We start from the raw sequence: 14118 nt of genomic DNA, 5'->3' as shown, positions 1-14118 counted from the left end.
GGAATCATGACTCAACTAACCGACATACTCCAGTTACCAAATGGAGTGGAAATCAAAAACAGATTTTTTAAGGCAGCTATGAGTGAAGGGATGGCGGACAAGTACAACAAGCCTACAGATAAGCTCATACAACTTTATCGTACATGGTCGGAAAGTGAAGCAGGAATAGTCGTGACTGGGAATGTCATGGTTGATAGAAGGGCCTTGGGGGAACCAAGGAATGTGGTGGTGGAAGACAGGAGAGATCTCGATTTATTGCGCAGATGGGCGGAAGCTGGGACAAAAAACAATACGCAGTTATGGATGCAGATAAACCACCCTGGCAAACAGGTCTTCAAAGGCATAGTCAAAGAAGCTGTCGCGCCGTCGGAAGTGGTGTTTGAACCAAAGCTTCAGCGATATTTTCCTATTGCAAGAGAACTAAGGGAAGAAGATATACTGGATATCATTATAAGATTTGGTAACACAGCAAAAATTGCAATGGAAGCTGGTTTTTCTGGAGTTCAACTGCATGGTGCACACGGATACCTCATCAGTCAGTTTTTATCCCCGAGACACAATAAAAGGACGGATTATTGGGGTGGACCACTCGAAAACAGGATGAGATTCCTTGTGGAAGTCTACAAGAAAGTCAGAGAGGAAGTTGGTCCATCTTTTCCGATTGGCGTAAAGCTCAACTCTGCAGATTTTATAAAGGCCGGTTTTACAGAAGAAGAAGCCCTTCAGGTTATAAAAACATTGGACAGACTGGGTATTGACTTGATCGAAATTTCAGGGGGGTCCTATGAAAGCCCGCAGATGACTGGTTTAAATGTGAAAGAGAACACAAGAAAGAGAGAAGCATACTTTCTGGAATTTGCAGCAGAAGCAAGGAAGATTTCAAAAACTCCGTTGGTTGTAACCGGTGGGTTCAGGACGTTAAAAGGGATGAGTGATGCTGTCCATACGGGGGAAACATCTATGATTGGCTTGGCGCGTCCTATGGCTGTTTATCCATATCTACCCAAAGAGCTACTTCAAGGAGACCGAGAAACAATTGATTTGAAGCCACGAAAAACAGGAATTAAAATGGTCGATCAGACTGCAATGCTGGAATTGACATGGTATAGCAATCAGTTGGAACGAATAGGAAAAGGACAGGAACCCAAACCTGATCTTTCTCCAAAAGTGGCCCTATTACAGTCATTATGGAAAAATGGTTTAGATGTGTTTCAAATGAGACGGGTATAAGGTACTTAAGGAGACCCCGCTTTAGGGTCTCCTTTTTTGGTACAAAGACGTTAGGCAGATTATTATTATTCCAAGAAACTTCGTGTTACTATATTTTCTAACCACTAATTATCCAACTTTAAAGGGGAATACAGGATGAAGAAAAAAATAGTTGATTTCCTTGATCAATATCAACAAGATTATTTTGAAATCAGTACATATATCGGAGAAAATCCCGAGCTTGGACATGAAGAACATAAGTCTTCCGAAATACTGGCCGAAAAACTGATGGAACATGGTTTTAAGGTGGAGATGGGAACATGCGGCCTTCCTACAGCATTTGAAGCAGTCTTTGACAGCGGCATGCCCGGTCCGGTTATCGGTTTCATGTGCGAGTACGACGCATTACCTGAAATAGGTCATGCATGTGGTCATAATTTGATTGGAACAATGGGGATAGCATCTGCTATCGCAGCAAGTAAAGTGTTACCTGAAACAGGGGGTAAAGTGATAGTCTTTGGTACCCCGGCCGAAGAAACAAAGGGTGGAAAGGTGACAATGGCAGAACAGGGAATCTTTGATCAACTGGATGTTGCTTTGATGGTACACCCCCTACACTCTTATGTGAAAAGTGGCTCTTCCCTTGCCATGGATGCTATCCAATTTGAATTCTTTGGAAAACCTGCCCATGCTGCTGCCAATCCTGAGAAAGGGATTAATGCTTTGGATGCAGTCATCCAGACCTTTAATGGCATCAATGCGCTTAGGCAGCATGTTACTTCTGACACAAGAATACATGGAATTATCCCGGAAGGCGGGAAGGCTGCCAATGTGGTGCCGGAATATGCTGTCGCTCAATTTTATGTTCGTGCAAAAACACGCAGTTATGTGAATGAATTGGTTGAGAAAGTTAAATCTATAGCAGAAGGCGCTGCAATGATGACAGGTGCATCGATGAAAATGTCCAATTATGAATTGTCCTACGATAACATGGTTACGAATGAAACTTTGTCGGACATTTTCACACACCAACTAATAGAACTGGGAGTGGATCCTGGAGAGATTGTAGAAAATAGAGACGGATCAGGCTCATTGGATATGGGAAATGTCAGCATTTTGGTTCCGTCCATTCATCCATATATAAAAATCTGCAATGAATTATACAGCTGCCACACTACAGAATTTCGCGATGCGGCATTGAGTCAACAAGGAAAAGAGGCGATGATTCTTGGTGCGAAAGCAATGGCTTCAACCGCCTATGAACTATTAACCAATAAAGAACTTCTCGTCAAAATTAAAGAGGAGTTTGAACACGCTCCAAAATAATAGATCGTTTGTAAGAAAGGTGAATTGTATATGAATAAAATTGAAAGCCAAATACCATTATCCGTACTGGATTTGGCTCCCATAGTGGAAGGTAGTAATGCACAGACTTCCTTTAAAAATAGTGTGGAGCTTGCAAGACATGTGGAGAAATTGGGTTTTACCCGATATTGGCTTGCTGAGCATCATAACATGAGAGGCATAGCAAGCTCTGCAACATCTGTTGTGATTGGACATATTGCAGGAGCAACCAATTCTATCAGAGTGGGGTCTGGTGGCATTATGCTTCCGAACCATGCACCACTTGTCATTGCTGAGCAGTTCGGTACGTTGGAATCCCTATACCCTGGTAGAATTGATCTTGGTTTAGGCAGGGCTCCTGGAAGTGATCAATTGACAGCGGCTGCCCTCAGGCGGAATCGGAGTACCGGAGGAGAGGATTTCCCTAACCAGTTAGCGGAATTGAGTTCCTACTTTCATCCGGATGGGTCAACTAAAGTAAAAGCAGTTCCTGGGGAAGGATTGGACGTCCCTATCTGGTTGCTTGGTTCAAGCGGTTTCAGCGCAAAGCTCTCGGCAGAACAAGGATTGCCGTTTGCTTTTGCCAGTCACTTTTCGCCGGACTACACATTGCCGGCGCTCCAGATCTATCGAAATTCCTTCAAACCGTCCAGGCATCTGGAAAAGCCTTATGCGATGATAGGTGTGAATGTAATTGCTGCACATAGCGATGAGGAAGCCGAATATTTAGCCACGTCCATCCAGCAGCAGTTCCTGAATTTGATCCGTGGCAATCCGGGCAGGTTGAAGCCTCCAGTGGAAGATATGGACACTCTATGGAGTGAGTATGAAAAGCATGCGGTTGCCCAGCAACTCAAATACACGGTTACCGGGAATTCGGAAACCATCCAGAAGAAGCTATCAGCCATTGCAGAAGAGACACAAGCCAATGAAATAATAGTAAATACGCATGTATATGACCACCAAGCAAGGTTGAAATCGTATCATTTACTTGCCGATACCTGGTTTGGAAAACAGAAGCTCTAATATTTACTCTAACCTCTACTTTTATGGTAGAGGTATTTTAAATTTCAGGAACAGGATGGCCATCGGATTCCTTTAAAATAAGAGGTGGAATATTGGTTATTCTATGAAACGATTGAATCTTTTTCCTTTTATAGATATGGAAATTCATGTATCCTTAAATTAAAGAGATAAAGAAAGGATGGGGGCTTCAATGAAAAAACTGTTTTTGATGATAATCATGTTGTTTATACTAGCCGGGTGTCAAAAAGAACCCGTCAATCCTTATGATGTATTGAATGAATACATAACTAGCTGGGAGAAACAGGAATTCTCGGTTATGTATGAAGAATATCTCCAACCCCAGTCAAAAGAAAACGTTCCATTACAATTGTTCGAAGAGAAGCATAAAGAGGTTTATAACATTTTTGAAATGGAAAATTTAAATATAGAAGTGCTGAATCAAGAGGTGGTATGGGAAGAACAGGAATCCGTCACCATCCCTGGCAAGATTACCTATGACACTTTTGCTAGAAAGATAGATTACGAAGTGAATTTTGTCATGGAAAAAGTGCTAGATGAAGAGGAAAACGAGCAGTGGTTTATTCAGTGGGAACCAAGCTTTATTTTCCCGGATTACGAATTAACAGATAAATTTGAAATAGATTACACCAACGCCACCCGCGGTGAGATTCTGGACAGCGAAGGGAACAAGCTTGCTGCGAATGAAGAAGTGATGAATCTTCAAATTGTTCCAGGTGAATTTAATGCTGAAAGAGATCTGGCGAAGCTTTCTGAGATGATAGATATGTCAGAGGAAGAGATTACTAGCCTCTATACTCTAAGTTGGGCACAACCTCATTACGCAATGCCTATCAAAGACTTCCGTGAAAAGGACAGGCCTTTAGTTTTAGAGTTAATTGAAATCGAAGGGGTTACCAATGGCAGATTGATGGAGCGTGTTTATCCATATGAAGAAGCCACTGCACACCTTGTAGGCTATATAGATGAAATAACTGCAGAAGACCTAGAGAATTTTGAAGGCTATGAGCCAGGGGACAGACTTGGCGTTACGGGGATAGAAGGATTATATGAAAAACGCTTAAAAGGGGAAAAGGGGTTGGAAGTAACCCAGGTAAAAGAAGACGGCTCTGAAAAAACGATTGCAAGAACTGAACCTGAGCGTGGGGAAGATATCACTTTGACAATCAATGCTGAAATGCAAACTGAATTGTATGAAGTCATGAAGGACGACGCAGGACATGCTACAGTCATCGACCCAACAACTGGTAAAGTGTTAAGTCTTGTCAGTACACCTGCATACGACCCTAATGCTATCAACATGGGAATTTCACTTAGTAAGAAAAAAAGACTGGATGATTTGAAAGAGTCGGGACTCGTTGCAAGTGAAAACCGCTTCCGTGGTACTTATTCACCAGGTTCGACCATGAAATTGTTGACTGCCATTATCGGTCTTGAGAGCGGTAAGCTTGATCCGGATCATCAATACGACATCCCAGAAAAACAGTGGGATATCGGAGGCAGTAAAGTGACAAGGGTGTATGAGGATGATAAAAAAGTCAATCTTGGTAGTGGATTGAACAATTCAGACAATATCTATTTTGCTAAAGCCGCTGTAGACATTGGAATTAAAGATTTTGAAGAAGGGTTAGCAAAGCTTGGAATTGGTGAAGAACTTCCATTTGCATATCAACCATATAGGGATTCCCAAATTTCCAATTCCGGAACCATTGACAGCGAGGTCCTGTTAGCGCATACCGCTTATGGCCAAGGAGAGATCTTGATGAACATTGTTCACTTGGCCAGTATCTATGGAGGAGTGGTAAATGAAGGGTCGATGATGAAGCCATTACTGTTAGAGGAAGAATCTTCGGAAGTCTGGAAGGATATCGTTTCTCCTGAAAATGCTAAACTGTTGCAGGACAATCTCAGAAAAACTGTAACTGACGGAAAGTCAAGTGTTGCAAGCCTTCCGGGTCGTGAAATTGCCGGGAAAACAGGAACTGCTGAAATCAAAAAAGAAGAAAGACTTGAAAATGGCCTTTGGGTTTCCTATGACCAGAAGGACCCGACATTGTTAACCGCAATGCTGATTGAGGATGTTATCGATAGAGGCGGAAGCAGATACACAATAGAGTTGACAAACAAATTCTACAAAGCTCTTTCAAACTAAACAGGGGCAGGTGTTAAAGATGGAAGGTTCTTCTAGTGTATCCATGCAAAGAAAAAAAGAAATTGTCAACAAGATTATCAATGATTGGGATCCAATGGGCCTGATTGCGATGGGAGCACGGGAAGATAGGTATATCGTTGAAATAGAACAGATTGTTGATGGGCTGTATCAAACCGACACCGTAGACGAATTCGCAGCCCGGATCAAACTATGCCTGGATTATTCTTTTTCAACCGATTTTTCCTCAATAACATGCTTGCAAGTTGCAGTTTTAATCTGGGAAGAAGTGAATGAGTGAATGTAAAAGGGAATTGCCAATGTGGCAATTCCCTTTAGTATTGTATAACAAGATTTCCTTATCCCTTAGCAGCCTGCAACTGCAATGAAATCTTGATTTGATCTCCAACCAGCACGCCTCCAGCTTCAAGTGGAGCATTCCAAGTTAGACCATAGTCACTACGTTTGATTTTACCTTCCACTGCAAATCCAGCCTTTTCATTTCCCCATGGATCCTGACCAGTTCCTTCGAAAACAACGGAGAATGTTTCGGATTTTTTCGTACCACGAAGGGAAAAGTCGCCTGTTACGTTGTACTCGTTATCGTCCGTTTTTTCAATATTTATTGCTTTGAAAGTCATCTTCGGGTGGTTATCTACATCGAAGAAATCTGCAGAACGAAGGTGAGCGTCACGGTCGCTGCTGCGTGTATCAATGCTCGCCACATCCACTGTAAACTCGATATCCGCTGTAGTTAAATCTGTTGGGTCCGCAACGATGGTTGCTTCATAATCATGAAATCCACCTTTTACTGTAGCGAACATCATGTGTTTCACCGAGAAGTCTACTGTACTATGAGATTTGTCTACGTTCCAAACTGTTTTAGCCATTCAAATATTCCTCCTAAATTCCCTTTTATTGAAATATCTTTAATTCAAGATTTATAACTTCAAGATAAATTATATGCGTGGTATGGTTAATTGTCAACAACTATTTTTTCCTTAATTTTACTCAATATAGAAAATGGAAATTTCAAATAGTGACAAGGGAATATCCTTATGATATGTTGCAGGAAACACTAGTTTGAGAAGGGGTGGAATCGTGAAAAAGGAAGAAGAAGGTGAATCAAATGAGTTCGAGGAGCCCTCATTTGAAGATTTCCAAACAACAGAAGAAGAATTGGAAGCTAAAGAAAAGAAAAAACATAAACGTCAAAAAATGATAAAATACATTACTTTATTTATCATAATGGCCCTGTTAGTGAATATCTGGGGCATCTTTCCCCGTATCGTGAATATCCCTTCTATACAATTTTTGTTAAAATCCAATGAATTATCAAAAGATAGTGATATACAGGCATGGAAGGAAGCGGTTGTATCGATTAATGGAAACGGGAGAAAAGGAACCGGATTTGTCATTGATCCTGAAGGATTAATTGTTACAAACTTTCATGTTATTGATACAATGAATCCTATACAGATTTCCTTCTCTAATGGAGAAATCTTTTCGGCGGAGATTCTCAAGACAAACCCCGAAAATGATATTGCTTTGTTGAAGGTGGAGGAGAAGATTAAGGATTTCCCATCATTAGCGTTAAGTCACGAAAAGGTTGACCCCAATCAGCCTATATATATCATAGGAAATCCACTCGCACATACCTTTATTGTAAATGAAGGAACCACTGGAGAAATGGTACATACTTCTCTTAGTTCGGACGTCTTGACCATAGATGTTCCTGTCCATTCCGGAAACAGTGGGAGTCCCGTCATCACACCTGAAGGGAAAGTTGTGGGAGTAGTATATGCTACAACCGATGACAACCAGGGACTAGCAGTACCAACTAAACAAATATTAGAGCTTTTAGACATGGACTAAAACAAATATCTAGAGTCTCTAAACATACATAGAAGGAGACTAACTTATGGACAAATTAAACATCATTCATTCCACATCCTTGGATCGTACTAAATATAAAATAGATGAGGATATTCAGCAATATTTTGAAACAAAAGAAGACCTTCCAACCTTTGCAGAGTATTTGCAGGATCGCATGCATTATGTGGAGCAAATCTGGCTAAATGTCTGGCTTAATAAGGCGACAAACGATATTGCCAGAAAAGAGAAGAAACAGATATTGAGTGAACGCGGCTATGAAATGGAAGGTGTAGACAAGAAAATAATTAACCAAATATTTAAAAATGAAATGAGGAAATACGACCCCTTTGACGCAGTGGAGTGGCTGCGGAATTCTTCATATTCAAACCCAGCCGTTTGGGAAGAAAAATATGTTCAAGCCCGTAAGTATTTTCAAAAAAGACTGGAAGAGAAACGTGTGCAACTTCGAATAGAGGAAGTAAGGGATAAAGTTGATCAAGCTGCCCATAAGATCGTAGAAGTTAATCAAGCCTCTTACTTTCTATATGTCAGACATTTTGTTGCCAAGAAAGTCAAAGAGGACCTAAAGCAGAACCCGAAATTTGAAGAAACTAATTCGAATAGAAGAGAGGAAGTGTTAAAAGAGGCGGGACCTCTGGATGCTTCCGATTACCATACATTATCGGATTTTTTCAGTGAACTGACCGGGGCTGTTCATCAAAGCTTTGATTATTATGAAGAATACCTGGAGTACGAAACGTATTATTTCTACTATGAGAAAAGAATAACGGATTACCTATTCGGCTTTCTTCCCGGATTAATAATGGAGGAACTTCCAAGTGGAATTGTAGCGGAATACGAAACAATTACAACGGAAAAGTTTACTGTATCCAAGCTCAGAAAACTGCTAGCAAACTCCTTCTATTTATTGATCAATGATTATATGGAAAAACTCCAAGAAGAATTTGTAACGGATCTCAATCACCTTGCTGATAAACCGTTTGACTTGAAAGATCATAAACAATTTTTAGAAAGGGATATCATAGATCGCAAACGGAAAGAAGAAGAAATCCTCGCAGAAATCCACCGAAAACAAGAAGAAGAGGAAAGAATGCTTGAAGACATCTTCGGAAGAGAATATATTCCTTCTACTGGAAGAAGTACACGGTATGTCTTGCATGTAGGAGAAACAAATACAGGGAAAACTTTTCAGGCTCTGCAGAAAATGAAAGAAGCTAAAAGTGGTCTATATCTTGCCCCATTAAGGCTTTTGGCGTTGGAGGTATATGATACGTTAAATACGGATGGAGTCCCATGCTCCCTTAAAACAGGAGAAGAAGAGAAGCTTTCTCGAGGAGCAGCCCATTTCTCCAGTACGGTTGAAATGTTTTATGAAAAAGAATTCTATGAAGTGATTGTCATCGATGAAGCACAAATGATTGCGGATAAGGACAGAGGCTTCTCATGGTATAAAGCAATTACAAAGGCTAATGCAGATGAAGTGCACATAGTCGGCAGCTTCAGTATGAAGGAAATGGTCTTGCAGCTTTTAGGAAATGCGGATATCGAAATTAACGAATATAAAAGGGACACTCCTCTTCAAGTGGAGAACCGTCCTTTCAGCCTTTCAGATACAAAAAGAGGAGATGCACTTGTCTGCTTTTCCCGTAAACGGGTCCTTGAAACGGCATCCGTTCTCCAGAACAACGGGCATCAGGTCAGTATGATATATGGTAGTATGCCACCTGAAACTAGAAAAAAGCAGATGCAGCGTTTTCTCGATGGGGAAACAACGGTAATTGTGGCCACCGATGCAATCGGTATGGGCTTAAACCTGCCAATCAGAAGAGTGGTCTTTTTGCAAAATGAAAAATTTGATGGAACAAGAAGGAGACGCTTGACCTCCCAGGAAGTAAAACAGATAGCAGGCCGAGCAGGAAGAAAAGGGATGTACAATATCGGAAAAGTAGCATTTACAGGGGATATTAAAGCAATGGAAAAACTGTTAAGTGTGAATGACCGGCAAGTTCACACATTTGCTATAGCACCTACAAGTTCAATCCTGGAACGTTTTCAGAAGTACTCCAGCAAGCTAGGCATTTTCTTTGATCTCTGGGAAAAATTCGAAAGTCCAGCAGGTACAGAAAAGGCCTCTCTTGCCGAAGAGCAACTTCTTTATGAGACCATTGAAGACAGTATAATAGAAGCGAAACTATCGGTAAATGATTTGTATGGCTTCTTGCACTTACCATTCTCGACGAAAGAACAAACCCTTGTGAATCAATGGCATCAAACAATGGAAGCTATTGTAACGAGAGCGGATTTGCCTGAGCCGTTCATGAATAAGGAGACACTTGAAAACGTGGAATTATCCTATAAATCCATCGGCTTGCATTTGTTATTTTTGTACCGTCTGGATAGAAGGACGGAGGCAGCATATTGGGAGCGGATAAGAGAATCTTTCAGTGATGAAGTACATGAGCGACTACAAACGGATGTGAAATTACTTACAAAACAATGCAAGAAGTGCGGCAAAAAACTGGATCCGGATTTCCAGTATGCGGTTTGTGATGCCTGCCACTTCTCCAAAATACGGAAAAAACATAAGAATTTCCAGATGAAACGTCCATTTTGACCCAAATTTAAACGAAGGAAATTTGAAAGAAAAAATGATTTCGCAGCTGGTGGCCACTGAAAAACGAAACCTTTTAGTTTATGATGGTTTCTAGCTGATGATTGGAGCAAATGGCGTAGACTCTAGCGGGAGAGTAGCGACAATCTTGAGACCCCACAGGGCAAAGCCCGAGGAGGCTCAAGGTCGCCCCGTGGAAAGCGAAGCCATTTGCGGAAATCAACAGCGATGTTTAACCAAAGACTAGAATTAATTGCTTTTTCAGTGGTCTCCGCAACTGCGGGATCTTTTTTTTTTCGAATGTTTCCTTAAATGTTTAATACAGTATATAAAAGAGTATCTTTGGGAGAGGAGTGTTCGACATGTCTACTTGGATTTTACGTGGTGAAAGCATAAATATGAAATCAAACACTATTTCATTTCAGTTAGATATGTATGAACAATTTCACTTACAAGAAATGAAGGCAGGAGATAAAGTCTTCTATTGCGATACTACGGACATTATCTGCATCTGCCAGGTAAAATCAATCACCATGTACAATCAAATTAACATCACCTTAGATATAGTAGATCTGGGAGACCCTCTTCCTTTAAAATACGTAAGAAAGCTATGGGGGCTTAAAAATCTGGATATATTCAAAGTAGCGGATATCAAAGTGCTTTTATTGGAAAAAGACGAGGAAAGACTGCTTTATTCTTACTGGAAAGTACCCGGATCAGTTGAAGGTTTAGTAAAATATGATCATTTAGATTTACATTTGTTTTTGTACAGTCGAGTTGCAGAGGTTTGGATAGGTGACATAGAGAAACAAACTTCTAAGTATCAGTTCTTCAGTGCGTTCAGAAGAGAGGAGTTTTTATCCACCATGAGCTGGGAAGATTTCCAGAATCTTGGGGACCAATTGTCGGTGTTACAAGTAACTCCTCCAAAAGAAAGAATCTTTGCCAAACAAAAAGCACCTATTGAACGCTACAGGCAATATTTTTTATCACTTCTTTTTGGAGAAGGCAGTATTGATAAACGTTTAGACAGTTTTTATCGGGATTCTGACCGAAGGTTAATCGGTTTTGGTAATAAAGCAATCGGCGAAATGATTCACTATTTTTTTCCAAACTTCTTTTGTCGATTTACCAATCAAGAAATTATGGCATTAGAAAAATTGTTTAAAGACACGGACATTGTAAAGAGTACATACACCATTGGTTCAAAGATTTACCACTTTCAGAAATTAATCAATGAGAGCTATTTATTAAATAAATATTTGAATATTGTAGGTCGAAAGACGGATCTTCCAATTTATTATGAAATAAACTGCTTTCTACAGTATATATACGACACACATTCGGAAGATAGTGTAACGGTAGAAAGGTATGAAGTGAAAGAAAATAAAGTGAAAGAAAATAGCCAATATTGGATTTACTCGATTCCCAAATCAGTTGATGCTAACTCCTTTTTGGAAGATTGTATGTTGACGTTTAACCATGGGAAACTGGGTGATATCAGAAACTATTCAACTCGAAAAGACGTATGGAAAAGCTACCGCCAGGCTTATAACGCGACCCAAATACCTTATTTAGAAACCTCTGTATTATATCAATTTTGTCATGAGATGAAAGATGGGGACTATGTTTTTGTTAAAAATGATAAAGAGCAAATCGTTGGTTTCGGCCGAATAAGCTCGCCCTATATGTTTCCGGAGTTCCCTAACTCACCTTCCTATAGAAAAATAGAATGGATACGAACAGGGAAGTGGATTGTTAGTGGCATGCTTTTCTCCAGAAAACCACTTGTAAATATCACCACTAACGAAGCCACTTTAACATATCTGTTAGATATAATTCCTGTAGAATAAAAGCACCTCACAACTTTATTGTGAGGTGCTTTCTGCTATTAGTACTTATAGCATACATAATGAATAATCAACAACTCCGACTATTTTCCTGATTTAAGACCTACTAATAAAAGTAGCGAATATTTAGTATGAATTTTCAGAAATTAATATTGACAACGCTTACATTGATTAGTACTCTTTTCTTGTATACATAGAACAAGGGAGGAGTTATGGTGAATTCTGTTTGGTTGGCAATTGTCGGAATTGTTGTCTTTGCTTTAGGGTATCGTTATTATTCCAAGTTCATTGCAGAAAAGATTTATCGCCTGGATCCTGAATATGTAACACCTGCCCATAAATACAACGATGGGGTGGATTTCGTACCAACAAAGAAAGTGGTGCTTTGGGGACATCATTTCTCCTCGGTAGCGGGAGCATCTCCTATCTTAGGTCCTGCTATTGCGCTTTATTGGGGATGGGGTCCAGCGTTCTTATGGGTCATCCTCGGTACCGTGTTTGCTGCTGGAGTCCATGATTTCGGAACACTGGTGCTTTCGGTGCGAAACAAAGGACAATCTATTGGTACATTGACTGACCGTTTGATCGGTAAACGAGCAAAAATGCTATTCTTATTTATCATATTGATATTAGTACTTATGGTTAATGCAGTGTTTGCATGGGTAATCTCGAACCTGTTCATTCAATTTCCTGCAGCGGTCCTGCCAATATTCATTGAAATTCCGATTGCAATTTGGATCGGCTATGCTGTCTATAAAAGAAAAGCAAAAATGCTGCTTCCTTCCTTGATCGCCCTTGCGGTGATGTATGGAACAGCCGTACTGACAAGTAAGGTTGCCTTTTTACAAATTGACTTGGTCCGTTACTTTGGAGGAGCGGAAAATACGGTAATCTTCGGATTGGATGGAGTATCGATGTCCTTTTTCGTCTGGATAGTTATTTTGCTGATCTACTGCTATATCGCATCCACGTTACCTGTATGGAAGCTACTTCAGCCGCGTGACTATATCAATTCCCATCAATTGGTTGTAGGATTAGTTATGCTTTATGCCGGATTGCTTGTCCTTCGTCCTGAACTTACTGCTCCGATGACAAATGAAGTGAGCGACGTTTCCTGGTTCCCATTGCTTTTCATTACGATAGCTTGTGGGGCAATCTCTGGATTCCATGGGCTTGTTGCTTCAGGGACTACTTCAAAACAGTTGGATAAAGAAACAGATGCACGTTTTGTAGGTTATTTGGGGTCTGTGGGAGAAGGGGTCCTTGCACTGATATCTATTATCGCAGTAGCGACACTTTTCGCCAATGCAGGGGATTTCAGAGCTGCTTATTCTGACTTCGGAGCAGCTAGCCTTGGTGGTATGTCCAACTTCATCAACGGGGCTGCCCAGCTTGCTACTGGTATTGCGATACCAGCTGATATTGCCAGAACAATCGTTACGGTCATTGTTGTAAGTTTTGCGGCAACAAGCTTGGATACATCTCTACGATTAATGCGTTACATCATCTCAGAAATTGGAAGCGAGTACAATTTTAAACCATTGACAAAAATGCATGTGGCAACCTCAGTAGCAGTGGTATCCAGTGCTGCATTGGTTTTAATACCTAAAGGTCCAAACGGGTTCGGTTCAGGTGGTTACTTGCTCTGGCCGCTATTCGGTACAAGTAATCAGCTATTGGCGGGAGTCAGCCTATTGTTAATTTCCGTATGGTTGAAGAAGCAAGGAAGGAACTTCTTCTATACATTTGTGCCAATGGTATTTGTTTTCTCCATGACGCTTTATGCCATGTTTGTTCAAGTGGTATTCCAATGGTCAGGACTTGGAGAAACAGACGCAAATATGCTTTTATTCATTCTTGGTGGAATCATTTTTGTATTCGCATTTTGGATCATACTGGAGGCCTTCAGAGTGTTTTTTAAGAGTGACAATAAGCCTCCAATAGATCCGTCTATGTAACAAATAACGAGAGGATGAAGCATTATGCGGCATCCTCTTTTTTTCAAAATATACGTG

Annotated in this window: 10 protein-coding genes; 9 read left to right on the top strand and 1 reads right to left on the bottom strand. The window is 40.5% G+C overall.

Going from position 1 to position 14118, the window contains the following annotated elements:
* Positions 1–6 precede the first annotated feature (6 nt).
* From AB685_RS01055 to AB685_RS01035, 5 genes are all read left to right on the top strand, one after another.
* Positions 7–1230 (top strand): NADH:flavin oxidoreductase/NADH oxidase family protein, encoded by a 1224-nt coding sequence (locus AB685_RS01055; protein WP_047969673.1) that lies wholly within the window; start codon positions 7–9, stop codon positions 1228–1230.
* 135 nt (positions 1231–1365) lie between these two features.
* Entirely contained in the window at positions 1366–2535 is a 1170-nt protein-coding gene (locus AB685_RS01050) for a M20 family metallopeptidase (RefSeq protein WP_047968703.1), read from the top strand.
* 30 nt (positions 2536–2565) lie between these two features.
* Positions 2566–3579 carry an LLM class flavin-dependent oxidoreductase gene (locus AB685_RS01045; RefSeq protein ID WP_047968702.1) on the top strand — a complete coding sequence of 338 codons (1014 nt, stop codon included), beginning with the start codon at positions 2566–2568 and terminating at the stop codon, positions 3577–3579.
* A gap of 190 nt (positions 3580–3769) precedes the next feature.
* Entirely contained in the window at positions 3770–5749 is a 1980-nt protein-coding gene (locus tag AB685_RS01040) for a penicillin-binding transpeptidase domain-containing protein (protein ID WP_053073687.1), read from the top strand.
* A 19-nt stretch (positions 5750–5768) separates the two neighbouring features.
* The gene (locus tag AB685_RS01035) at positions 5769–6047 is read left to right on the top strand and encodes a DUF1871 family protein (RefSeq protein ID WP_047968700.1); all 279 of its coding nucleotides are present in this window, start codon (positions 5769–5771) and stop codon (positions 6045–6047) included.
* A gap of 58 nt (positions 6048–6105) precedes the next feature.
* Here the strand turns inward: AB685_RS01035 and AB685_RS01030 are convergent, their stop codons facing one another.
* The gene (locus tag AB685_RS01030) at positions 6106–6636 is read right to left on the bottom strand and encodes a YceI family protein (RefSeq protein ID WP_047968699.1); all 531 of its coding nucleotides are present in this window, start codon (positions 6634–6636) and stop codon (positions 6106–6108) included.
* A 211-nt stretch (positions 6637–6847) separates the two neighbouring features.
* Here AB685_RS01030 and AB685_RS01025 point away from each other — a divergent pair, with 211 nt between their 5' ends.
* From AB685_RS01025 to AB685_RS01010, 4 genes are all read left to right on the top strand, one after another.
* Positions 6848–7621, top strand: coding sequence for a serine protease (locus AB685_RS01025; RefSeq protein WP_053073686.1), 774 nt, complete (start codon positions 6848–6850; stop codon positions 7619–7621).
* Positions 7622–7667: 46 nt separating this feature from the next.
* The gene (locus AB685_RS01020; RefSeq protein WP_047968698.1) at positions 7668–10256 is read left to right on the top strand and encodes a DEAD/DEAH box helicase; all 2589 of its coding nucleotides are present in this window, start codon (positions 7668–7670) and stop codon (positions 10254–10256) included.
* A gap of 359 nt (positions 10257–10615) precedes the next feature.
* The gene (locus AB685_RS01015) at positions 10616–12106 is read left to right on the top strand and encodes a hypothetical protein (protein WP_047968697.1); all 1491 of its coding nucleotides are present in this window, start codon (positions 10616–10618) and stop codon (positions 12104–12106) included.
* Between the two features lie 212 nt (positions 12107–12318).
* Positions 12319–14061, top strand: a complete 1743-nt coding sequence (locus AB685_RS01010; RefSeq protein ID WP_047969671.1) for a carbon starvation protein A — start codon at positions 12319–12321, stop codon at positions 14059–14061.
* Positions 14062–14118 lie beyond the last annotated feature (57 nt).

It is taken from the genome of Bacillus sp. LL01 (assembly GCF_001037965.1).
Note: the sequence above shows the minus strand (reverse complement) of the source record. Positions and strands in the feature narration are given on the sequence as shown.